We start from the raw sequence: 22,237 nt of genomic DNA, 5'->3' as shown, positions 1-22,237 counted from the left end.
GAATGCTGTACCTGGACTCAAGGACTTGATATTGTTTTCTTCAAAACATCTCTATAAACTCTTTAACACCGCCAAATATGATATTGAAAACGTTAAAGATTTGTAAATATTAAAGCTTATTTCTTATTAATACTGCCAGAACCTGCTACAGAAGAGGATATCTGGGGGGTACCTTTATAATTTACGTTTCCTGAACCGGCAATTTTTGCATCCAGCTTTACACTGGCATACACATCTGCATCGCCGCTGCCGGCAATATTTACACTTACATTTTCAGACAGGAGCTCGTCTGCTTCGAAATTACCGCTGCCGGCGATAGATAAGTTTACATCCTTTGTTTCTCCTTTGAGCGACATATCGCCGGAGCCGGCAATGGAAGCCTTTACTGCCGGTGCATTGATTTCGCCTGTGAGGTTACCGGAGCCCGACAGGTTGAATTTCACATCAGAGCGGGAAGTAAATTTACCATCCAGTTTCAGGTCGCCGGAGCCGGCCAGACTAGCTTCATTCACCTCCGGGGTGGTGAGGAATACGTTCAGATCTTTATGGGTGCTGATGGAAACGCCACGCTTCAGTCTTACAATAAGGCGGCCGTCTTCTTCTACCAGCTCCACCAATGGGGCGATATTATCTTCCGCCTCAATAACAGCCGCTTTGGCAGCGCCCTGTGTGAGGTATACATTCATACTTCCTTCTACTTTGATCCTGTGAAAAGGAACTACCTGCCGTTCTTCCTTAATAACATGACCATTGCCTTTTACACGATTTTGTCCGATTACATCACAGGAATAAAGCAGCACAGTAGCAGAAGAGGCCACTATGGCCTGACATAGGAGCGATTTTGTTGATATCATGGGTTTAAATTATAACAGAAAGATACGCCAGATTTCTGAATTTCGAATTTCCAAATCCGAAATTCGTAGAAGGACTTTATCTTTGCACCACCATGACAGAAAAGATACTTATCCTCGATTTCGGTTCCCAGTATACACAGCTGATTGCACGCAGCATCCGTGAACTGAATGTTTATTGCGAAATTAAACCTTGCCTTCAGCCTATTGCCTGGGACGAAACTATTAAAGGTGTTATATTATCAGGCAGTCCTTTTTCGGTGAATGACGAGAACGCGCCTATCATTGATATTGCCGCGATTGCTGCAAAAGTACCCGTACTCGGTATCTGCTACGGCGCCCAAATGATGGCCAGGGTTTTTGGCGGCGAAGTGGCTAAAAGCAACCTCCGTGAATATGGACGCGCCTTTATGGAGCACAACGACAAAGAGGAAAAGTTATTATATGATATCTCTGCAAAAAGCCAGGTATGGATGAGCCATGCAGATAGCATTAAACGTATTCCTGAAGCGTTTGAAATTATTGCCACTACAGAAAATATTCCGGTAGCGGCTTTCAAAAATACCACGCTGGCCGCCAACCCGATGTTTGGTTTGCAGTTCCACCCGGAAGTAACACACTCCCTGGAAGGTAAACTGATCCTCCGCAACTTCCTGCTGCATATCTGTAATTGCAGCCAGGACTGGACGCCGGCCGCTTTTGTGCATGAGACCGTGGAAAGGATCAAGGCGCAGGTAGGCGATAAAAGAGTAGTAATGGCCCTCAGCGGCGGTGTGGATTCTACCGTTGCAGCAGAGCTGATCCATAAGGCCATCGGTAAAAACCTCTTCTGCATCTTTGTGGATAACGGTTTGCTGAGAAAAGACGAATTTGAAACCGTACTGGAATCTTATAAACACATGGGTCTGAATGTAAAAGGAATCAATGCAAAAGATCTTTTTTACGGAAAACTGGCAGGCGTTTCCGATCCGGAACAAAAACGCAAGATCATCGGCGGCCTGTTCATCGATGTTTTCCAGCAGGAAGCCACTCATCTCACCGATATCTCTTTCCTGGGTCAGGGTACCATTTACCCTGATGTCATTGAATCCGTTTCTGTAAACGGCCCTTCGGTTACTATCAAGTCGCACCACAATGTAGGCGGGTTGCCGGAAAAGATGAATATGCAGCTGGTAGAGCCATTGCGCTTCCTCTTTAAAGATGAGGTACGCCGCGTGGGCCGTGAAATCGGCATCAGTGAAATATTCCTGGGCCGTCATCCTTTCCCGGGTCCTGGTTTGGCTATCCGTATCCTCGGCGCTATTACCCCTGAAAAGGTGCACATGCTGCAGGAAGCAGATAATGTATATGTAGAAGGACTGAAAGAAGCCGGCTTATACGACAAGGTATGGCAGGCGGGCACCATCCTGCTCCCGGTTCAAAGCGTTGGCGTAATGGGCGACGAACGTACCTACGAATTCACAGTAGCTTTACGTGCAGTAACTTCTGTAGACGGCATGACCGCCGATTGGGCGCATCTGCCTTATGAATTCCTTGCTAAAATGTCTAACGACATCATTAACAAGGTAAAAGGCATCAACCGCGTAGTATACGATATCAGCTCCAAGCCGCCCGCTACCATTGAGTGGGAATAAAAAAAGGAAAGAATAAAATACTGAGCTATAGTTACGGAGTTGTGGATAGACAGATAATTTCTTCTATCCATAACTCCGTAATGCTTTATTTCACATTCCCCGGAATGATTTTTGTAAATTAGCGCCAATTATGAACCACTTAGTTTCAATTAAGCACCTGTTATCCGGATTGGCTTTATTGGTTTTGATCAGCTCCTGCTCATCTACCAGGAAAAGTGCCAGTAAGGTAGACGGCCCACCACCATCTCTGAGTAAACCTTCACCGGCTAAAAAACCGGAGGATAATAAGAAAGAAGCTGCTAAAGCGCCTTTTAATGTGCCTGCATTCGGGAAAGAAGTTAAAAAAACTTCCTATAACATTGCTTTCTTCGCACCATTATACCTCGATTCCGTTTTTGCCAACAGTAGTGAAATTCCCGGCCGTACCATGCCACGGTATGTATTGCCTGGTCTCGAATTTTATGAAGGCGCACAACTGGCGCTGGATACGCTGCAACAACAGGGGTATAACCTGAAAGTAACCATATATGACAGCAAATCCAGGCAAAGCGTATCTTCCCTGATCCGTAACAAAGCGCTCGATGAAACTGACCTGATCCTGGGTGCTGTGAGCAACCCGGAGCTGAAAGAACTGAGCGATTTTGCCAGAAACAAAGAGATCAATTTTGTTTCCGGTACTTTCCCCAATGACGGCGGCATCAACAACAACCCGTTTTTATACATCTCCAACAGTACACTGAAAACACACTGCGACGCGCTCCAGAATTATATACAGGACGCATTTGCTACTAAAAATATTGTGCTGTTCCGCAGGAACACTGCCTTTGAAACAAGACTGGCAGCAGATTTCAAGGCATCCTACGATAAAATGGAGAGTACTAAAAAGTCGAGGATACGGGAAGTAGTATGGAATGACGCCACCACGCCGGAAGAAATGTCCAAATACCTGCTGACAGACCGTACCAACGCGATCATCGTAACTGCCCTGGATGAAACCGGCGCCAAAAGCCTGCTGCGTAAGCTGAGCATTTCTGCAGCTACCTATCCCCTGCAGATCTTTGGTATGCCTACCTGGGATGTGATTAAGCTGAAAGAACCCGAGTTTAAAGGCTTACAGGTATATTATTCATCTCCCTACTATAACGACAAAACAGATTACTACAGCCGGTATATCTCCGATTATTTCCGCAGAGTATACAAAGCACGCCCGTCTGACATGGCTTTCAAAGGCTTTGACCTGACCTACTACTTTGTAAAACTGCTGTATACCAACGGCGTTTATTTCAACAACATGGTGAGTACATCCCCCAAAGTGATCACCAATTATAACTTTCTCCCGGTATACCTGAAAGAAGGAGAAGAAACACCTTCCTACTTTGAAAATAAAAATATCTACATCATCCAGAAGGGCGACAGCGTAGATATTAAAATGAATAAATAGTTGCCCCTGCAACGCCACTTGCTTCGTGCCGCGACGGTTGTCGTGGCACGATTTTTTTTACGTACCCCCTATAGCAGAAATCAATACGCTCGAAGACCTGAAAGAACTATTGCGGGTGAACGGTCACAACACCAATGGCTAATTGACTACGGCGGTAAAACACCAGCAGTTGTATGATAGCTGCCACCGCAATAATTGCCAGCATTGTTAGTCCGGTGCCATAACTGCTCCAGCCTTTTGTTGCAGCCAATTGCATGATCAATCCTGTCAAAGACAGGCCCAGCCCGCCACCTAGCGCATTGGCCGTACCATTGATACCCGAAGCAAGCCCCTGCTGTGGCTCCGGCACCGACTGCACCGCCAGGATAGTTACGCACGGAAAAGTAATAGCCATACCAAATGAATTGATACAAGCTACTGCGCAAAAAATAAACAACAATGTATAATCTGTAAAGTAGCTGGCGATAAAAAAGAGTATACCACATCCCATAAAAGCATTTCCCAGCATGCCTGTTTTTACCACACCCAGTTTACCAAACAAGTGTGGCAATATAAATTTTGAAACAACACCTGATAAAATACTAAAGGGAAATAATAACAAGCCTGCCTGTGAAGACGCGAAATGCAGATCCTGCTGCAGGTATATGGTGAGCATAAAAATATAACTCAGAAAGATACTGCCAAGCATTACTGCTCCTATGTTCCCGGTGATCACCCCATGTAACCGGAACAGTTTGAAATCTACTAACGGTGACGGATGCACGCGTTCACGGCGTATAAAAAATATACCGGCTGCAAGGAACAACAATAACCACAGGCCATATTTCGTGTAGTGGTGAGCGATATTACCCAGATCATGGATCAGCCACGCGGCCAGCATCATCAGCCCGGTAATCAATAATGCGCTGAGCAGGTTATGCGCAGGTTTCACCACGGCTTTTTCATCTGCCGGAATGTATACGATTGCCAGGATCACTGCCAGTCCTATTACCGGCACATTAATAAAAAATACCCATTGCCAGCCGAGATAATTGCTGATTAACCCGCCTATAGCAAGACCTGTGGCAAACCCGATACCCGCAGTAGCGCCGAAAATTCCGAAGGCGCGGTTTCTTGCTACCGGTTCTTTAAATGTATTGGTGATAATAGCCATTGCAGCCGGAATAGCCAACGCCACACCAGCGCCTTGCAGAGCCCTGCATACCAGCAACCAGGTGAAGTTCATGGAAAACCCGGCAGCCAGTGACGCTAACACAAAACAGCAGGCGCCTGTTACAAATACTTTCTTTCTTCCTATGGTATCTGCCAGCCGGCCGCCGAGCAATACCAGTCCGGCGTAAAATAAAACATACACGGTTTGTACCCATTGAATAGCGGCTGCACCAAAATGAAAAAATGATTCCATCTGCGGAATCGCCATGTTGAGCACAGATACATCCAGTGCTTCAAAGAAGATAGCCATGCAGGCTACTGTTAATATGATTCGTTCCTTTCTCACGGCACAAACCTATTAAAACATCTCAAAAGCAATTTAATTCTTAAAAATTTGGAACAAAAGACTATTATCTAACAATAAATTAGATATTTGTTCCAAACACCTATCCTCATGGCAAGCAAAAAAGAAAATAATACGGATGATATACAATTGAACCTGGATGAGAAAGACCTGGGCATCCTGAAGTTACTACAGCAGGACGCAAAAATGACCATCCGGGATATTGCACGTCAACTGAATCTCAGCACTACTCCCGTGTACGAACGCATCCGGAAAATGGAGCAGGCAGGCGTTATCAAACAATATGCAGCGATTGTAGATCCCAGGAAGATTAATAAGAGTCTCACTGTTTTATGTTACATCACCCTGAAAGAACATAATAAAAAGTGTGGGAAGAAATTCATCCAGGAAATACTCGGTTTCACGGAAGTAACGGAGTGTCTGAATATTTCCGGTGAGTTCGACTTCATGATCAAAGTGCAGGTAAAGGACATGGATGAGTACCGTGAATTTTATGTGAACAAACTGGGTGAGTTAGATAATCTGAGTCATACACAAAGTATATTTGTAATTTCAGTGATTAAAGCTACGCACCAGGTAGTGTTTTAACGCCAATTATTTTCAATACCTATGTTCCGACGATACGCGTTACTGTGTGCAGGATGCTTTTTAATATCTGTTGCGGCTCAGGCCCAATCACGGTTATTTTCCCACGCAATAGGCGGTGGCTTGTTTTCCTGCAATAACTTTCTCGGTGGCGGCATCGTATATTCTCCCCGTTTGAATATGATCTGTTTCTCCAACAGATCTATACTGTCGGCAGGCGCACACATTGGTGTTGGTACTTCTATCGGCGATAATTACAACAGCAATACCGGTGGTAACTCCACCAGCATCTTCATGGCAAATGTACCATTCCTGTTAACCTGGAACTACGGCAATGCCGCCACCAAACAGGCTTTCACAAAATGGGGCTTTTTCATGGGCGCAGGTTATGGATTTCATAATTCCACACGTAGCGTAGAATTTGTAGATGATGAAGAAGTAACCACCAACCAGGTGCATGTATCCGGAATAGCGCTGGGTGCAGGAATAAGACTACCCGTCAGCAATCATTCATTGGGTATCCGCTTTTCTTATCTCTTTAATAACAATCGATATAACCCCGACATTCCTGGCATTGCCGGTATTGGTATCGATTATAACATTGGTGTGCGGATCAGGGGTACAAGATAAAATGACATAGAAAAATCGCCACTTACTGTAACCTGTTATCTAACTGGTCCGTTTTAAATCTATGAAATACCTCTACCTGTCCCTGTTAATGTTTGTAACTATTACTGTTACCGCCCAAAAAAGATCTTTTCAATCCGCTGTTGGAATAGGTGGTCTTGGCGGCCATCACTACGGTGCATTCGCTTTTAGTTTTGAGCCAAGATTTAATTTTTATGAATTCTCAGAGAAAGAGAGTTTATCAATTGGCGCCTGCTTTGCAATGGGGCCTTCTTATTATGACTATAGTACTGACAAGGGATACGGAGGACCCAGACCTATACGGCCAGGATGGATGGTAAATGTGCCCGTTACGGTTAATTATACTTTCGGCAATGCTGCCACTCCGCACAGCTATAAATATATGGGTTACTCCATTGGAGCAGGTTATGCTGCACATAATGGCCGGCGCGAGGTAGATCCCGATCCTGGTATAGATACCACAGAAGTGCATGCACATGGCCTGGTGCTGGATGGCAGGATCAATTTCCCGATGGGTAATTCTTCCTGGAGCCTTCAATCTTCTTACATGTTTAATTTCAGTAACAATAATCCTGATGTCAAAGGCATCTTTAGCATGTCGTTGCTGTATAATATCGGTATCCGTATTCATCAGCACCGGGAGAGGCGTCATTATGAACACCCCAGGGAATATTACCACGAACTGGACCGTGAAATGAGGAAGAAAAAAAAGGAGGACAGGCGGAAAACTATGGCGCCACGGGGCTCATAAGATCAAACCCTGCGTGAAAGTCGAGATAGCCTGCAGCAGATTCCCCCTGATCAAAAACGACGACCATAGAGCATACCGGTTTCCTGCTACGTGAGTTAGCCGTTTCAAAAGCAATTCCCTGTTTCTTGTCTTCATATACTACAATCTTCCTGGCTTTATTAGCGGATTCATAAGCCTGTGCTTTTTCAATACCGGGATATGCTTTTTTGATGACAGCAATGGTGCTTCCTGGTCCTACGCCTTTATTGGTTCTGAACTTTGGTGAATTTACGCGGATCTGTTTTACATATTGCGTATCCTGTGTGCGCATAGCAGTGAATACTGCCAGCATATGCGATGAATCGATGCTGTTATCTTTCCTGCGGCTGTACCAGATCCGCCAGGCTTTCATCATAGCGGCATCGCCGCCGTCCGGCTTTCCTAATACCGCCAGGCTCTGGGCCGGGGCTTCAAGTTTTATTTGCCCGATAGACTTTCCAGGGGTGATAAGCCAGGCGCTTTTCTGAGCGAAGGCCGTGGAAGTAGCGGATAGGAGCGATAAGAAAATTATGAGGAGACGCATAGTTTTTGTTTAGGAGATGAGTTCAAAAATGCTGCCAGTATAGTAACTTTTTTTATGGGGAGAAGGTTAAAAACAAAAAGAAGCCGGCCGGCATTTTTAATAGTGACTTCCGTCAGTATCCCACACTCACAAAAAGGAAATGCCGTACCTTCACCCCATGTTACTCAAATTTCCCAAAGACCAAAACGGGCAACAGATCCTCAAAGCAGGCAACACCCACTTCGCCATGTTAAAGCAAAGGATTAAGGCAGATAAACGCACCATATTCCTGACAGAAAACGTGATAGTATTTGTATTGACGGGACATAAATTACTGCATTTCGACCAGCATACCGTAAAGGTGGAAGCAGGCTCTATACTGCTGATGAAACGTGGATTTCATGTGATGTCCGACTACGTGAATGACGGAGTAGAATTTCAAAGTTTGCTGTTATATTTTTCAGATGAACAACTACGCAGGTTCCTGCACAAATACAATTATGTTACGCCTGTAAAAGCTGCCGCCACCAACTATTTCACATTACCCATCACCCCGTTGCTGGAGGCCTTCCGGGAACATTACACCGCTTACTTTGCGCAAACGCCTTCTACTTTGGCGGCACTGTTATCCGTAAAATTATACGAGGCATTCCTGTTATTGCTGGCTACGCCGCAACATGCTGCTGTACTTGCCTTTATGCAACAGATTGTATATGCACAGCCGCAGGATATTGCCTTTATTGTAAAGCAACACCTGTTTCAGCCCATTACACTCGCGGAAATGGCAAGGCTATCCGGGCGAAGCCTGGCTTCCTTCAAGCGCGATTTTCAGCAGCAGTACCAATCGTCACCCCGCCGGTGGATCAATGAGCAGCGACTGTCCTATGCACACACCCTGTTGGAAACCACTACGCAGCAGGTGGCTGAAATAGCCATTGCGTGCGGCTTTGAGAGCATCTCCCACTTTATCCGGATCTTCAAACAAACGTATGGCATTACGCCCAATCATGTGAGAGCCAAAAAGGCGATCATCTGAGCTTTTTCCGTTACTGCCCCTAAGTATTCCTGGATAATTTTGCATCTGTAAAAAGAAAAATATGCAAACATTATCTGAAAAAAATAAGGCAGTGGTAAAACGCTTTAATGAAGAATTCCTGGTAAACGGCAACCTGCAGGCTTTTGAAGAAATAGTGGCGCCGGACTTTATTAACCATACAGCACCTGCCGGCAACAACAACCGCCATGCTACCCGCGATTTTATCTTACAGTTATTACATCCTGCGATGCCGGATCTTCAGCTGGAAATTTTTGATATGATAGCGGAAGATGATAAAGTAGTAACCCATAAAGCATTTACAGGCACCTTCTCCGCGCCCTTTATGGGACAGGCGCCTACCGGTAAAAAAGCCACCCTGCGTATTATTGATATCATACAGCTGAAAGAGGGGCAGTACATTGCTCACTGGTCTATCCGTGAAATGATCACCACCTGATTATTTGCTGAAATATGCTTATTTTAAGCGTATGAACCGCAAACACTTTTTGTCTGCTCTTATTACCACCGGCGCCGGGCTACCGGCGCTGCAAACACTCGCCGGCATTGGATTAGCCACACCATTAGAAAAGAAGGAACCACTTGTTCCTCCTTATCTGAAACCCGGTGATATCATTGGTATTACCTGCCCTGCCGGATATATCAGCAGGGATGAGATCCAACCGGCTATCCGGATTATGGAAAGCTGGGGTTTTAATATTCGTATAGGCAAAACCGTGGGTGACCGCGACTATAGTTTCGGCGGCACCGATGCAGAAAGGCTTGCAGATTTGCAGGCCATGCTGAACGATGATAATATCAGGGCCATCATGTGTGGCCGGGGTGGTTATGGTACTGCACGGATTGTTGATAAACTCGACTTTTCCCGCTTTCAGCGGAAACCCAAATGGGTGATTGGGTTCAGCGATGCCACCGTACTGCATTGCCACATTGGCCGCCACTTTGGTATAGCTTCCCTGCATTCAAAAATGTGTAACAGCTTCCCGGACGATTTCGGAAAAGCGGAACCTGTTATCCAGGATACCATCATGTCTATCTACCAGGCGCTTACAGGCAAAAAGATGCAATACAGCGCTTTGCCGGATACCCGCAACCGTAAAGGAAAAGCAAGAGGTGTACTCACGGGCGGCAACCTGTCTATTATTCAAAGCATGTCGGCCACCAATTCCGAAATTAATACCAATGGAAAGATCCTGTTCCTGGAAGAAGTAGGTGAATATCCGTATAGCCTTGACCGTATGTTGGGCACCCTCCAGCGCTCACATAAACTCGACAATCTCGCAGGTCTTATCATCGGCGGGTTTAACCGGATTAAGCCCGATGATCCCGGTGAAGAATTTGGCAGAACCGTATACGATATGGTACTGGAAAAGGTGAAGGATTTTAATTTCCCGGTGTGTTTTAATTTTCCCGTAGGGCATCAGAAAAATAACTATGCCCTTAAATGCGGCATGATGCATACCCTCTACGTAGGAGACGACACCGTTACTTTAAAGGAATAATTACTTCAAAAGAAAAGTGATGATAAACAACACTGCCAGTACATACATGACCGGGCTGATGCTTTTATATTGCCCGGTTAATACTTTCAGTAATACGTAAGACAACATACCAAACACAATCCCTTCTGCTATGCTATAGCTGTATGGCATCATCACAATAGCTAAAAATGCAGGAATTGCTTCTGTTACATCATTGAAATTTATTTTGGTAACAGCTCCCATCATCAGCATACCGACAATGATCAAAGCTGGCGCTGTGGCGGCCTGCGGAATCATAGCGAAAACCGGTGCAAAAAACAGGGAGAGCAGGAACATGATGGCTACCGTAAACGCAGTTAAACCGGTTTTGCCACCAGCAGCAATCCCACTGGCACTTTCCACATACGCCGTTACTACGCTGGCACCTAATAAACCTGCAGCAGTAGTGCCTACGGCATCGGCCATCAAAGCCTGTTTGGCGCGGGGTAAGCGGCCTTTCTCATCCAGCAGTCCTGCTTTATTACAAAGACCAATCAGCGTACCCACCGTATCAAACAGGTTTACCATCAGCAACGTAAACAGGATCATCACCATATCCAGGGTGAATATTTTATCGAATTGCAGCTTAAACGCAACCGGCGCCAGCGAAGGTGGCAGGCTTACCAGTTGGCCGTTGGCCGGCAAATGCGTAATGCCCAACGGAATACCCACTACTGTAGCAGCCAGGATACCGATCAGCAATGCCGCATTTACATTCCGGTACATCAGCACTGCGCTGACGACCAGTCCTATCAATGCAATCAGGGGCCCGATGCTGGTAACATCGCCCATTTTCAGGATCACACCATCCAGTTTTCCATCTCCCACATGATGCATACCCGTTTCAATAATGCCTGCATTGGCCATGCCTATCAATGCAATCAATAAACCGATACCCACCGAAATAGCATGCTTCAGGTTTTCCGGTATGCTGTTAATGATCTCCTCACGGATCCTGAACATCGACAAAAAAATAAAAATAATTCCTTCCAGGAAAACGGCGGTAAGCGCAAACTGCCAGCTGTAGCCCATAGAGGAAACAATGGTATAGGCGAAAAAGGCATTCAGTCCCATTCCCGGCGCCACGCCGATAGGCAGCCTTGCATATAATGCCATTACCAGTGTGCCAATGGCTGCCGCCAGGGCGGTGGCGGTGATCAGCGCATTAAAATCCATTCCTGTGCGCGACAGGATACTGGGATTAACAGCCAGGATATATGCCATCGTGGAAAAGGTAGTTAACCCTGCCAGTACTTCTTTCTTAACAGTAGTGTGATGTTCGGAGAGCCGGAAAAATTTTGCGAGCATGATGCAAAAATAAGCGTTTCACGATTTATCATTTTATCCTAATTTCATTCTTATGCAACAACGTTCGGGTGGATGGAAAGTGATTAATAACTGGTTGGGCGAAAAAGAACTGAAGCCCTTCAAATTCCAGGAGGATGCCTGGAAAGCTTACCTGCAGGGCAAATCGGGGATCGTGAATGCGCCTACAGGTTTCGGAAAAACCTTTTCCCTGTTCCTGGGGGCCGTTATCGCCTGGATAGATGCCCACCCGAAAGATTATTCCCATAAAACAAAAAACGGTTTACAGCTATTGTGGATAACGCCATTGCGCGCGCTGGCCAAAGACCTGGGCAGGGCGATGGAAAGCGCGCTGCAGGAACTCAATGTTCCCTGGCAGGTAGGCATCCGCAGTGGCGACACACCTGTAGCTACGCGTGCAGCACAGAAAAAGCAGATGCCGGAAGTTCTCATCATTACACCGGAAAGCCTGCACCTGCTGCTGGCGCAAAAAGAATATCCCACCGTTTTTAAACACCTGCACACCGTGGTGGTGGATGAATGGCATGAGCTGATAGGCAGTAAACGCGGCGTGATGGTGGAACTGGGTCTCAGCCGGCTGAGGGGACTATGCAAAGACCGGCTGAAAGTATGGGGCATTTCCGCCACCATCGGCAATCTCGATGAAGCGCTGGAAGTGTTGCTGGGTCCCTATCATAGCGATGGCCTTATTATTCGCGCCAAACTGAAAAAGAATATCGCCCTGAAAAGTGTGATCCCCCATGAAATAGAAAATTATCCGTGGGCAGGACATCTCGGTATCAGGATGCTGCCGCAGGCATTACCCATTATCAACGACAGCCAAACCACACTGATATTTACAAATACCCGCTCGCAGTCGGAGTTATGGTACCAGGCACTTCTCCGCGAAGATCCCATGCTGGCTGGCGCGCTGGCCTTGCATCACGGCTCTATAGATATGGAACTGCGTATATGGGTGGAAGAAGCGCTGCACAACGGTATCCTGAAGGCGGTGGTATGTACTGCCAGCCTGGATCTTGGCGTGGATTTCCGGCCGGTAGACAGCGTTATACAAGTGGGCAGTCCGAAAGGAGTGGCCCGTTTCCTGCAAAGGGCCGGCCGTAGCGGGCATCAACCCGGAGCCATCAGCAAAATTTTCTTCCTGCCTACCCATGCCCTGGAACTGGTAGAGGCGGCCGCACTGAAAGCCGCTATGGAACAGGATCTTATAGAAAGCCGGATGCCAGTGCTACTTGCTTACGATGTATTATTGCAATACCTGATGACGCTGGCAGTATCCGACGGCTTTCATGCCAATGAAATATGGGAAGAAGTACGTCATACCTTTTGTTATCAGCATATTACGGAAGATGACTGGCAGTGGCTCCTCTCCTTCCTCACTACCGGCGGCGAAGCGCTGGGCAGCTATGATGAATTCAAAAAAGTAGAACGGGAAGACAATTTCTACATTTGCCGCAGCCGGATGATGGCCATGCGTCACCGTTTACATATAGGCACTATCGTAAGTGACGCCATGCTCAAAGTAAAGTTCATGAGTGGCGGCTATATCGGCGTAATCGAAGAAGGATTTATTTCCCGTTTGTCGCCCGGCGACTCCTTTACACTGGCAGGCCGCAACCTGGAATTTATCCTTATCAAGGACATGACGGTGCTGGTCCGCAAATCAAATTCCAAAAGATCAATTGTGCCCAGCTACCAGGGCGGTCGTATTCCCCTCTCGTCCAACCTCGGACGCATGCTGCGGGAAAAATTCAATGAAGCCCTGTCGCGGAACACAAAAGATCCGGAGCTGATTGCCTTACAACCGCTGTTCAACCTGCAGGAGGAACTGTCGCATATTCCAAAGGCCAATGAGCTGCTGATTGAACAGATAGCCACCAAAGACGGTTACCATCTTTTCGTATATCCTTTTGAAGGACGGCTGGTACACGAAGTAATGGCAGCGCTGCTGGCCTACCGGATCAGCCGTATTCAGCCTATTACTTTTTCTATCGCCATGAATGATTATGGCTTCGAGTTGTTATCTGACCAGCCTATTCCGCTGACAACCGAAAACGCCAAACAGCTTTTTTCTACCGAAAACCTGCTCGTGGAACTGCAAACCAGTGTTAACTCCACCGAAATGGCCCGGCGAAAATTCCGCGACATTGCGGTGATAGCCGGTTTGATATTCCAGGGCTATCCCGGTAAACACAAGGCTAACCGTCACCTGCAATCCTCGGCTTCCCTGTTGTTTAATGTATTCAAAGACTACGACCCGCAAAACCTGCTGCTGAAGCAGGCTTTCAACGAAGCCTTTTTTTACCAGATGGAAGAAGCTCGTTTGAGGGAAACGCTGGAGCGTATCGCAGTGAGCAGGATCGTAATCACCACACCGCAAAAGCTCACGCCCTTCTGCTTCCCGATTAAAGTGGATAGTTTGCGTGATACCATGACCAGCGAAAAACTGGAAGACCGGATCAAAAAATTGATCACGGTGAACGGTTAAGAAATCTCTAATTTGCACCTCAGTAAAAACAGTTGATTCAGTGGTCGCGGAAATATTTCACTTTCAGGAACAGCATTGGCATTTGTCGCCCCAACGGGCAATTTTCTGGGAAGAAGAGAAAGCGCTGATCCTTTCAGATCTGCATCTGGGGAAAGCGGCTCATTTTCGCAAGGCTGGAATTGCCGTGCCGGCGGGTATTGTACAGGAAGACCTCTTCCGGCTGCAGCAGCTGATCACGCATTACCTGCCGGAGAGGATCATCATAGTGGGAGATATGTTCCATAGCCGGGAGAACAATGAAGTACATTATTTCAGGTTGTGGCGGCAGCAGTTTTCCCGGATCTCTTTTGACCTGGTGAAAGGCAATCACGATATTATGGCCGATGCCGTGTATGAGGAACTGCAGATCAATGTACACCCTGCGCTTACTTTGCGTAACATTCATTTTATCCATGAGCCTTGTGAAGATAACAATGGCTTCGCTTACACTTTTTCCGGGCACCTGCACCCGGCTTTCGTGATGCATGGAGCCGGCAGGCAACGGTTGCGTTTACCCTGTTTCTATTTTGGCCGGTATTGCGGCATTTTACCAGCTTTCGGCCACTTTACCGGTTCGGCCAGCCTCGACCCTGAAGAAAGGGATCCCGTGTTTGTAATAGCCGGAAAATCGATTATACGCGCACAATGAAAATTGCCAGTCACGATATATATGCCCATCCTTTGCCCGCTGATCATCGCTTCCCGATGCTCAAGTACGAACTGATACCGGCCCAGCTGCTGCGGGAAGGCGTTATTACCTCCGCGCAATTATTTGCCCCTGCACCGGCTGCGGAAGAAACCATTCTTTTAACACATACTCCTGAGTACTGGCATAAGCTGAGGGATCAGACACTGGAGCCCCGCGAACAGCGGAAAATTGGCTTCCCCCAATCTCCTGCGCTTACCTTACGGGAAATAGTAATTACGCAGGGCACCATAGACATTTCGTTGCATGCGCTCGATCAGGGTATTGGTTTTAATGTGGCCGGCGGCACTCACCACGCTTTCGCCGATCATGGAGAAGGTTTCTGCCTGCTCAACGATTTTGCGGTAGCCGCCAATTACCTGCTGCACCGGCAACGTATCAAACAGGCGCTGGTGATAGATCTCGACGTACACCAGGGCAATGGCACCGCGGCGCTGTTTAATGGTAACCCGCATGTATATACGTTTAGTATGCATGGCGCACACAATTACCCTTTTCATAAAGAAACATCTGACTGGGATATTCCCCTGGCCGATGGCATGGATAACAGCACTTACCTGCAGTTACTGGAAGAAGCCCTGCCGGTGCTGATTAACCGGGTAAAACCGGACCTTGTTTTTTATCTTTCGGGAGTGGATATCCTGGAAACGGATAAGTTCGGGAAGCTGAAAGTAACGCAACAGGGCTGCCTGGAGCGGGATGAAATGATTTTCCATTCGCTGAAAAAACATCACATCCCCTGCGCGGTGGCAATGGGCGGAGGCTATTCCACCCACATCCGTGATATTGTAAATGCGCACTGCAATACTTTTAAGGCAGGCATCCGTATTTATGGCTAAATAATTTTCCCGTCTTTCATTACCAGCTGGCGGTCGCTCATAGGCGCCAGCTCTTCATTGTGCGTAACAATGATAAAGGTTTGCTTCAGCTTATCGCGCAGCTCCATGAAAAGGTGGTGCAGTTCCCGGGCATTGCGGGAATCGAGGTTACCGGTTGGCTCGTCGGCCATTACCACATCCGGATCGTTGATGAGGGCGCGTGCCACGGCTACTCTTTGTTGCTCTCCGCCGGAGAGGGCATTGGGTTTATGCTCCAGCCGGTCTTTCAGCCCAAGCGTATCCAGCAGGAAAACGGCTTTTTCTTTTACCTGGCTTTTTCGGGTGCTGGCAATATAGCCGGGAATACAAACATTTTCGAGGGCGGTGAATTCCGGCAGCAGGTGATGGAACTGGAAAATAAAGCCAATATGACGGTTCCTGAAGTCGGCCAGGGTGTTTCCCTTTAAACCGGTCAGATTGACATCATTGAGCCATACTTCGCCGGTAGTGGGCGTATCGAGGGTTCCGAGGATGTGCAGCAAGGTACTCTTGCCGGCCCCGGAAGAACCTACGATGGTTACAATCTCTCCCTTACTGACAGTAATGTCTACCCCTTTTAATATGGGTAAATTGGAATAATTTTTGGTAACATTGCGAGCGGTTAGCATAACCCAAAGAAAAGTAATTAACCGATAAAATAGTAAAAGTTGTTTATTTCAAATTAAATAATACTTTTGCGAAAAATTAAAAAGTAAAAATTTTAATAAGATGTACTGGACATTAGAATTAGCTTCATACCTGGAGGACGCTCCATGGCCAGCTACTAAAGACGAACTTATCGACTACGCCATTCGTTCCGGTGCACCGATCGAAGTAATCGAGAACCTTCAGGAGCTGGAGGATGAGGGGGAAATTTATGAGGGGATTGAAGATATTTGGTCTGATTATCCGTCGCAGGATGACTTCTTCTTTAATGAGGATGAATATTAGCCAGTATTGCTGACCGTACTCCCGTTCAACTATGACGACAAATAATTACTAAGCCGCTCCTGATAAGGAAGCGGCTTTTATTTTGGTATTCAGAGATCCGGCGATGTTGCAGAGATGATCATCTCATTTCTGCCGCATCGCCAGGCTCAATAAATGACTGATTTATTTTTCCATCTGGTCGATCACCGGTTTGGAAACACCAGTGAAGGAGAAACCTCCGTCGTGGAACAGGTTCTGCATGGTCACCATTTTGGTGAGGTCGGAGAACATGGCTACGGCGTAGTTAGCGCACTCGTCTGAAGTGGCATTACCCAGCGGGCTCATTTTCTCTGCATAAGACATAAAGCCATCGAAACCTTTCACACCGCCACCGGCAGTGGTTTTAACAGGCGACTGGGAGATGGTGTTTACACGTACCTTTTTGTGGGTACCGTAGTGGTAACCGAAGCTGCGTGCAATTGATTCCAGCAGGGCTTTGGCATCAGCCATTTCACCGTAATCGGGGAATACACGCTGAGACGCGATATAAGACAATGCAATAACAGAGGCCCATTCGTTCAACGCATCCAGCTTGTAAGCGGTTTGCAGAACACGATGCAGAGACATCGCAGAGATATCAAATGTTTTGTGATTAAAATCGTAATCCAGGTCGGTATAGCTTCTGCCTTTCCGGATGTTCATCCCCATTGCTACGGAGTGGAGAACGAAGTCGATCTTACCACCAAAGTGCTCCATAGATTTGTTGAACAGGTTGGCCAGATCATCCATATTGGTAACATCAGCCGGAATAACCGGTGCTTTACAGGTTTCCGCCAGTTTGTTGATCTCACCCATACGCAGGGCAATAGGGGCATTGGTAAGCACAATTTCAGCGCCTTCTTCCACGCAACGCAGTGCAGTTCTCCAGGCAATAGATTTGTCGTCCAGTGCGCCAAAGATGATACCTTTCTTCCCTTTTAATAAGTTATGAGCCATTTGGTCAAAAATTAATTTCGGCAAAAATAGTCGTTATAGTTGAAAAAAAAAGCTGTTAGCTATCAGCGACCCGCATTTAGACGGTTAGCCGTTAACTAAATGCAGCCTGCTAAAGGTTAACAGCTATAATGAGAGAGCAGTTATTAATGTACAGCCAGCATTTCGCGGGCATTCTCCAGCGCCGCAGCAGTAGGCCGTTCTCCGCTCAACATCTGGGCAATTTTATTCACCCGCTCGTCTGGCGACAGCAAACGTACGCTGGTAGTAACTTTATCCGCTTTGGCATCTTTATATACGAAATAGTGCGCATCTGCTTTCCCGGCTATCTGCGGCTGATGGGTAATACAGATGATCTGGTGCGATTTGGCAAGATCTTTCAGAATAACACCCACCTGGCGGGCAGCTTCTCCGGAAATACCAGTATCAATTTCATCAAAGATCAGGGTGGGCAGCGCTACTGACTGTGCCACCAGCGATTTGATACATAACATAATACGGCTCAATTCCCCCCCGGATGCCACTTTCCCCACCGGTGCAAACTGGTTGCTCTTATTGGCGTCAAACAGGAATTCGATGGTATCCTGCCCGTATGAATTGAGTTCTCCGGGGATGATGTCTACTTTCAGGCGTGCATTAGGCATGCCCACCTGTGCCAGCAAAGTATTCACGTGTTTTTCAAAAGGACCGGCCTGTTCCTGGCGATGCCCGGTGATGACAGCCGCCGCTTTCTGCAGGCTTTCTTTCAGCCGGGTTTGCTCCAGCTCCAGCGATGCCAGCTGTTCATCAAGGTTCAGCACATCCTCTACCTTTTGGGTCAGCACTTCTTTTATGGCCAGCAGTTCGGCAGTGGTTTGTACGCCATGTTTCTTGAACAAACGGTATCCCAGCGCCATTCTTTCATTTACCAGCTCTATCCGTTGCGCATCATATTGTACATGGTCGTTGATGCTTTCCACTTCCCCGGCAATATCCTGTAGCTCAAGGTAAGTGGATAACAGGCGTTCAGATACTGCGGGCACATCTTTATGAAAGGCAGATAAAGCTTGCAGCAACGACTGCAGCTGTTTCAGCTGTTGGAGGATAGGTTGTTCGTCTTCCTTCAGTTGAAAATAAACCCGGTTCAGGGTGTTCTTTATTTCTTCTGCATGACTTAATGTTTGCAGTTCCGCATCCAGGTCTTCTATTTCGTTGGGGTTGAAACCTGCTTCTGCCAATTCATCGAGCAGGAAGCGGTTATAGTCCAGTTCCTTGTTGGCGTTGTCGCGGTTATCCAGCAGTTGTTTGTATTTCTTCTGTACCTGTGTGTACTGAACAAATCCCAGGTGGTACTGTTGCAGTTCGGCAGGTTTGTTGACCAGGGCATCAATCACTTCCCGCTGGAAATCGGCGTTACCGAGCGCCAGTGTGTCAAACTGTTGATGGAGGTCTACCAGGTAGCCGCTGAGTTCCGCCAGCTGGGAGATGTTCACCGGGGTATCATTTACAAACGCCCTTGATTTACCGGTGGCACTCACTTCTCTTCTTATAATCAGCTGATCTTCCAGGTCCAGTTCGTGTTCCTGGAAGAAAGTGGCTATCTGTGATTTCTTTACTTTAAAGAGCCCTTCTATGATGCATTTGCCTGTTTTATCGAACAATACTCCCGGGTCTGCTCTTTCTCCGAGTATCAGGGAAAGGGCTCCGAGGAGGATGGATTTACCTGCGCCGGTTTCTCCGGTGATCACGTTCAGGTTCCCTGAGAAGTCTACTTCCAGGTGATCGATAATTGCGTAGTTCTTGATGGTTAATCGCTGTAACATAAGTAAGGAAATTCCTTTATGATGTTGAAAGCTCAGGTTCCGTTTACCCGCTGCATGCCTGCTTTGGCGCGCTGGTCAAGGGAATTCTTATAATCATGGCCTTTCATGTTCAGACAACGCTGATAACATTCTACGGCTTTGGCTTTTTCGTTTCTCTTTTCATAAATGTAACCCATTTGAAGGGAAGCCCGTGCCGCATAATATTCCGGCCTGTTGCTGCCCACTTTCACGGTTACTTCGTACATGGCAATGGCCTGATCGTCTTGTCCGCTTTCATCATAAATGCGACCCAAACGATAGGCATATTCCAGTTTATCTTCCATCGCCGGGAATTCGGCTGCTTTTTTTGTGAGCAGCAATGCCAGCGCTTTGTTAAAATATCCGCCATCGCTCAGTAGGCGTACTCTCAACAGGAACGGGTTGGGCCATTTGCCGGTTTTGGCTTCTTTCAGTGCCTGTTTGTCCGCGTCTGTTTCCACTCCGCCTTTCGTCAGGATCATGGTCCGGTATTTATCTGCTGTGGCCTGGTTCCCTTCCAGGTAGTAATACCAGCTGAGTCGCTGCAAACACTCCTTCACATAAAACTTGCCCTTAAAACTACTGATAAACCGTTCCAGGTAAATGTGTGCATCCGAATCCAGCCTCGTTAGCTTCAGTAATCCCATTACATAATTGTAATACTGCATGTCTGCATACTCCGCTGTATCATTCCGCTCCTGCAGTACTTTTATGCCGGTAGCCGCCCGCTGGTTGTTCAATGAAAGGTTTGCCACCATTAAAGCAAACAGGTAGTTATTTTTAGTATCCAATTGTTTTCTTTGTAAGAATTCCCACGTTTCTTCCGGTTTATTCACAATAAACAACATCAGGTAGCAATAATAGTAGTAAGATTCTTCCCGGAACATTTTTGCTTCCGGCGCATTGCTCTCAATGAACTTGTTCACATTGGCCATCCCCTCTTTCATACTGCCTTTAAGGCCGAGGATATTGGTGATCCACTTATAACCTTCGGGAATAGTGCCGAATACCGTTTGCATGGCGCCCAGCAGCAGGTTATTGGGAACAAAGCCCGGAAACCGTTGCTGGTTCTCTTTCAGCATCATATATGCTTTCCGGATTTCCCAGGTAGCGTCCCATTTCTCATTAAACTTTATTTTGATCAGGGCCCACTGGAATTTGATAGCTGCCTGCGTATACAGGTAATAAGGAGAGTCCGGAGAGCCTTCCGCCATTTTATTCAGCCGGAAAGACCGCAGGCTCCTTTTCTTTGAATACTCCGCAGGATCTTCATTAAAGAAGAGCGGGAAAAAATCCGCATAGTTATCCAGGAAATAAGGCGCCAGGTTATCCGGGTGCTCTTTTTTCTCTGCTTCCAGCAAAGCCCTGCCGGTGTTTAACCTCAACTGCATGATGGCATCATATGCCTGCTCACAGCGGGTGTTAAAATCAAATACTTTCTGCCTGGCGCTCACGTTAAATTCTACGCTCAACAATAACAACAAAGAAAAAATAATACGCATACGGGGAAAAATTCCAAAATTAAAGGCCAAATCTCTCATAACATCTTCCAAATCCCAAATAACACTTCACATTTTTTAAAAGTTGTATTGTTTAGCTAAATCCCTGCCACAAAATAAAAGAACTACTACGCAAGGTACCTGCGCAACGGCAATGTACACAAAGCTAATATAATTAGTAAAACAAAACTAAATAAATTAGTATATTTTTTTATACACATACGCTAATAAAAAAAGGACATCCGAAGATGTCCTTTAAATGTTTATTGCTGATAGACTATATTAGATAGTCACAGTTGCTTCGAGGTCGTTATCCACCAGGATACGTCCGCAGTGCTCACAAACGATGATCTTTTTGTGCTGACGGATCTCTGCCTGACGCTGAGGAGGAATTGCATTGAAGCAACCACCGCAGGAATCACGCTCTACTGTTACCACAGCCAAACCGTTGCGGTAGTTCTTACGGATTTTCTCGTAAGCCTGCAGTAAACGGGGGTCTACCTTGGTTTTAGCATCTTCACTTTCTTTGCGGAATGCTTTCTCTTCTTTATCTGTTTCGCCGATGATCTTTTCCAGTTCGCCTTTCTTGTGCTTCAGGTTCGCTTCTTTATCTGCTACCGCTTTCTTGGCTACTTCCAGTACGCGGCTTTTTTCCTTGATCTCTTCGTTAGCGTCCTTGATATGCTTTTCAGCCAGCTTGATTTCCAGCGCCTGCATCTCCATTTCTTTGGTGATGGCTTCGAACTCACGGTTATTCTTCACATTATCCTGCTGCTTCTCGTACTTCTTGATCAGCGCTTCCGCTTCTTTGATGGCGTTTTTCTTGCTGGCAACAAAGTCTTGTATACCTTTCATTTCATTCTCAATGTGAGACTGACGTGTGTTCAGGCCTTCGATCTCGTCTTCCAGGTCTTTTACCTCCATCGGCAACTCCCCTTTCAACACCTGGATCCCATCCAGCTTGGAATCGATCTTTTGCAATCTGAGTACAGACGCTAATTTTTCTTCAACGGAGTATTCTTTTACGGTTGCCATGTA

At 46.7% G+C, this 22,237-nt stretch carries 21 protein-coding genes; 12 read left to right on the top strand and 9 right to left on the bottom strand.

Annotated features, from left to right (window positions below):
- Positions 1–116: 116 nt before the first annotated feature.
- The gene (locus ACMXI2_RS01810; protein ID WP_483780021.1) at positions 117–854 is read right to left on the bottom strand and encodes a head GIN domain-containing protein; all 738 of its coding nucleotides are present in this window, start codon (positions 852–854) and stop codon (positions 117–119) included.
- 92 nt (positions 855–946) lie between these two features.
- On the opposite strand from ACMXI2_RS01810, the gene guaA reads away from it, so the two are divergent.
- Both guaA and ACMXI2_RS01800 read left to right on the top strand, forming a co-directional pair.
- Positions 947–2,485, top strand: a complete 1,539-nt coding sequence (gene guaA, locus ACMXI2_RS01805) for a glutamine-hydrolyzing GMP synthase (protein WP_483780020.1) — start codon at positions 947–949, stop codon at positions 2,483–2,485.
- 130 nt (positions 2,486–2,615) lie between these two features.
- Entirely contained in the window at positions 2,616–3,926 is a 1,311-nt protein-coding gene (locus tag ACMXI2_RS01800) for an ABC transporter substrate-binding protein (RefSeq protein WP_483780019.1), read from the top strand.
- 106 nt (positions 3,927–4,032) lie between these two features.
- On the opposite strand, the gene ACMXI2_RS01795 is transcribed toward ACMXI2_RS01800, so the two are convergent.
- Positions 4,033–5,424 (bottom strand): MFS transporter, encoded by a 1,392-nt coding sequence (locus ACMXI2_RS01795; RefSeq protein WP_483780018.1) that lies wholly within the window; start codon positions 5,422–5,424, stop codon positions 4,033–4,035.
- 108 nt (positions 5,425–5,532) lie between these two features.
- On the opposite strand from ACMXI2_RS01795, the gene ACMXI2_RS01790 reads away from it, so the two are divergent.
- The 3 genes from ACMXI2_RS01790 to ACMXI2_RS01780 all read left to right on the top strand — a co-directional run bounded on the left by ACMXI2_RS01790 (position 5,533) and on the right by ACMXI2_RS01780 (position 7,426).
- A complete protein-coding gene (locus ACMXI2_RS01790; protein ID WP_079469299.1) occupies positions 5,533–6,030 on the top strand; it encodes an Lrp/AsnC family transcriptional regulator in 498 nt (165 codons plus the stop codon).
- 21 nt (positions 6,031–6,051) lie between these two features.
- Positions 6,052–6,657 carry a hypothetical protein gene (locus tag ACMXI2_RS01785; RefSeq protein ID WP_483780017.1) on the top strand — a complete coding sequence of 202 codons (606 nt, stop codon included), beginning with the start codon at positions 6,052–6,054 and terminating at the stop codon, positions 6,655–6,657.
- Positions 6,658–6,718: 61 nt separating this feature from the next.
- Positions 6,719–7,426 carry a hypothetical protein gene (locus tag ACMXI2_RS01780; RefSeq protein WP_483780016.1) on the top strand — a complete coding sequence of 236 codons (708 nt, stop codon included), beginning with the start codon at positions 6,719–6,721 and terminating at the stop codon, positions 7,424–7,426.
- On the opposite strand, the gene ACMXI2_RS01775 is transcribed toward ACMXI2_RS01780, so the two are convergent.
- On the bottom strand, positions 7,404–7,988 hold the full coding sequence (locus ACMXI2_RS01775) for a hypothetical protein (RefSeq protein ID WP_483780015.1): 585 nt from the start codon (positions 7,986–7,988) through the stop codon (positions 7,404–7,406). The two genes, ACMXI2_RS01780 and ACMXI2_RS01775, sit on opposite strands and share 23 nt — an antisense overlap.
- 157 nt (positions 7,989–8,145) lie before the next feature.
- Between ACMXI2_RS01775 and ACMXI2_RS01770 the strand changes: the two genes are divergently transcribed.
- The 3 genes from ACMXI2_RS01770 (at position 8,146) to ACMXI2_RS01760 (ending at position 10,523) form a co-directional block, all read left to right on the top strand.
- Complete coding sequence (locus ACMXI2_RS01770) at positions 8,146–9,003, top strand: helix-turn-helix domain-containing protein (RefSeq protein WP_483780014.1); 858 nt, start codon at positions 8,146–8,148, stop codon at positions 9,001–9,003.
- A gap of 61 nt (positions 9,004–9,064) precedes the next feature.
- Positions 9,065–9,460 (top strand): ester cyclase, encoded by a 396-nt coding sequence (locus tag ACMXI2_RS01765; RefSeq protein ID WP_483780013.1) that lies wholly within the window; start codon positions 9,065–9,067, stop codon positions 9,458–9,460.
- A gap of 31 nt (positions 9,461–9,491) precedes the next feature.
- Entirely contained in the window at positions 9,492–10,523 is a 1,032-nt protein-coding gene (locus tag ACMXI2_RS01760) for a S66 peptidase family protein (protein WP_483780012.1), read from the top strand.
- On the opposite strand, the gene ACMXI2_RS01755 is transcribed toward ACMXI2_RS01760, so the two are convergent.
- The gene (locus ACMXI2_RS01755; RefSeq protein ID WP_483780011.1) at positions 10,524–11,849 is read right to left on the bottom strand and encodes an NCS2 family permease; all 1,326 of its coding nucleotides are present in this window, start codon (positions 11,847–11,849) and stop codon (positions 10,524–10,526) included.
- Between the two features lie 52 nt (positions 11,850–11,901).
- Between ACMXI2_RS01755 and ACMXI2_RS01750 the strand changes: the two genes are divergently transcribed.
- The 3 genes from ACMXI2_RS01750 to ACMXI2_RS01740 are packed head-to-tail and all read left to right on the top strand — an operon-like array spanning position 11,902 to position 15,939.
- A complete protein-coding gene (locus ACMXI2_RS01750) occupies positions 11,902–14,355 on the top strand; it encodes a ligase-associated DNA damage response DEXH box helicase (protein ID WP_483780010.1) in 2,454 nt (817 codons plus the stop codon).
- A gap of 40 nt (positions 14,356–14,395) precedes the next feature.
- On the top strand, positions 14,396–15,043 hold the full coding sequence (gene pdeM, locus ACMXI2_RS01745; RefSeq protein WP_483780009.1) for a ligase-associated DNA damage response endonuclease PdeM: 648 nt from the start codon (positions 14,396–14,398) through the stop codon (positions 15,041–15,043).
- Positions 15,040–15,939 (top strand): histone deacetylase family protein, encoded by a 900-nt coding sequence (locus ACMXI2_RS01740; RefSeq protein ID WP_483780008.1) that lies wholly within the window; start codon positions 15,040–15,042, stop codon positions 15,937–15,939. Before pdeM ends, ACMXI2_RS01740 begins: the two co-directional genes overlap by 4 nt.
- On the opposite strand, the gene ACMXI2_RS01735 is transcribed toward ACMXI2_RS01740, so the two are convergent.
- Positions 15,936–16,586, bottom strand: a complete 651-nt coding sequence (locus ACMXI2_RS01735; RefSeq protein ID WP_483780007.1) for an ABC transporter ATP-binding protein — start codon at positions 16,584–16,586, stop codon at positions 15,936–15,938. The genes ACMXI2_RS01740 and ACMXI2_RS01735 overlap by 4 nt on opposite strands.
- A 100-nt stretch (positions 16,587–16,686) precedes the next feature.
- Here ACMXI2_RS01735 and ACMXI2_RS01730 point away from each other — a divergent pair, with 100 nt between their 5' ends.
- On the top strand, positions 16,687–16,908 hold the full coding sequence (locus ACMXI2_RS01730; protein WP_012794455.1) for a DUF2795 domain-containing protein: 222 nt from the start codon (positions 16,687–16,689) through the stop codon (positions 16,906–16,908).
- Between the two features lie 162 nt (positions 16,909–17,070).
- Here ACMXI2_RS01730 and ACMXI2_RS01725 read toward each other — a convergent pair whose 3' ends face one another.
- The 4 genes from ACMXI2_RS01725 to ACMXI2_RS01710 form a co-directional block, all read right to left on the bottom strand.
- Positions 17,071–17,883, bottom strand: a complete 813-nt coding sequence (locus ACMXI2_RS01725; protein ID WP_483780006.1) for an enoyl-ACP reductase FabI — start codon at positions 17,881–17,883, stop codon at positions 17,071–17,073.
- Between the two features lie 143 nt (positions 17,884–18,026).
- The gene (gene recN / locus ACMXI2_RS01720) at positions 18,027–19,682 is read right to left on the bottom strand and encodes a DNA repair protein RecN (protein ID WP_483780005.1); all 1,656 of its coding nucleotides are present in this window, start codon (positions 19,680–19,682) and stop codon (positions 18,027–18,029) included.
- A 32-nt stretch (positions 19,683–19,714) separates the two neighbouring features.
- Positions 19,715–21,202, bottom strand: coding sequence for a tetratricopeptide repeat protein (locus ACMXI2_RS01715; RefSeq protein WP_483780004.1), 1,488 nt, complete (start codon positions 21,200–21,202; stop codon positions 19,715–19,717).
- Positions 21,203–21,481: 279 nt separating this feature from the next.
- Entirely contained in the window at positions 21,482–22,234 is a 753-nt protein-coding gene (locus tag ACMXI2_RS01710) for a zinc ribbon domain-containing protein (RefSeq protein WP_079469314.1), read from the bottom strand.
- Positions 22,235–22,237 lie beyond the last annotated feature (3 nt).

The organism is Chitinophaga sp. G7 BAM 1005 (assembly GCF_057126945.1).
Note: the sequence above shows the minus strand (reverse complement) of the source record. Positions and strands in the feature narration are given on the sequence as shown.

What these genes read in the sequence shown, in the direction of transcription:
- ACMXI2_RS01810 (WP_483780021.1), bottom strand. Translation starts at nt 854, where the DNA reads ATGATATCAACAAAATCGCTCCTATGTCAGGCCATAGTGGCCTCTTCT.
- guaA (WP_483780020.1), top strand. Translation starts at nt 947, where the DNA reads ATGACAGAAAAGATACTTATCCTCGATTTCGGTTCCCAGTATACACAG.
- ACMXI2_RS01800 (WP_483780019.1), top strand. Translation starts at nt 2,616, where the DNA reads ATGAACCACTTAGTTTCAATTAAGCACCTGTTATCCGGATTGGCTTTA.
- ACMXI2_RS01790 (WP_079469299.1), top strand. Translation starts at nt 5,533, where the DNA reads ATGGCAAGCAAAAAAGAAAATAATACGGATGATATACAATTGAACCTG.
- ACMXI2_RS01785 (WP_483780017.1), top strand. Translation starts at nt 6,052, where the DNA reads ATGTTCCGACGATACGCGTTACTGTGTGCAGGATGCTTTTTAATATCT.
- ACMXI2_RS01780 (WP_483780016.1), top strand. Translation starts at nt 6,719, where the DNA reads ATGAAATACCTCTACCTGTCCCTGTTAATGTTTGTAACTATTACTGTT.
- ACMXI2_RS01775 (WP_483780015.1), bottom strand. Translation starts at nt 7,988, where the DNA reads ATGCGTCTCCTCATAATTTTCTTATCGCTCCTATCCGCTACTTCCACG.
- ACMXI2_RS01770 (WP_483780014.1), top strand. Translation starts at nt 8,146, where the DNA reads ATGTTACTCAAATTTCCCAAAGACCAAAACGGGCAACAGATCCTCAAA.
- ACMXI2_RS01765 (WP_483780013.1), top strand. Translation starts at nt 9,065, where the DNA reads ATGCAAACATTATCTGAAAAAAATAAGGCAGTGGTAAAACGCTTTAAT.
- ACMXI2_RS01760 (WP_483780012.1), top strand. Translation starts at nt 9,492, where the DNA reads ATGAACCGCAAACACTTTTTGTCTGCTCTTATTACCACCGGCGCCGGG.
- ACMXI2_RS01755 (WP_483780011.1), bottom strand. Translation starts at nt 11,849, where the DNA reads ATGCTCGCAAAATTTTTCCGGCTCTCCGAACATCACACTACTGTTAAG.
- ACMXI2_RS01750 (WP_483780010.1), top strand. Translation starts at nt 11,902, where the DNA reads ATGCAACAACGTTCGGGTGGATGGAAAGTGATTAATAACTGGTTGGGC.
- ACMXI2_RS01740 (WP_483780008.1), top strand. Translation starts at nt 15,040, where the DNA reads ATGAAAATTGCCAGTCACGATATATATGCCCATCCTTTGCCCGCTGAT.
- ACMXI2_RS01735 (WP_483780007.1), bottom strand. Translation starts at nt 16,586, where the DNA reads ATGCTAACCGCTCGCAATGTTACCAAAAATTATTCCAATTTACCCATA.
- ACMXI2_RS01730 (WP_012794455.1), top strand. Translation starts at nt 16,687, where the DNA reads ATGTACTGGACATTAGAATTAGCTTCATACCTGGAGGACGCTCCATGG.
- ACMXI2_RS01725 (WP_483780006.1), bottom strand. Translation starts at nt 17,883, where the DNA reads ATGGCTCATAACTTATTAAAAGGGAAGAAAGGTATCATCTTTGGCGCA.
- recN (WP_483780005.1), bottom strand. Translation starts at nt 19,682, where the DNA reads ATGTTACAGCGATTAACCATCAAGAACTACGCAATTATCGATCACCTG.
- ACMXI2_RS01715 (WP_483780004.1), bottom strand. Translation starts at nt 21,202, where the DNA reads ATGCGTATTATTTTTTCTTTGTTGTTATTGTTGAGCGTAGAATTTAAC.
- ACMXI2_RS01710 (WP_079469314.1), bottom strand. Translation starts at nt 22,234, where the DNA reads ATGGCAACCGTAAAAGAATACTCCGTTGAAGAAAAATTAGCGTCTGTA.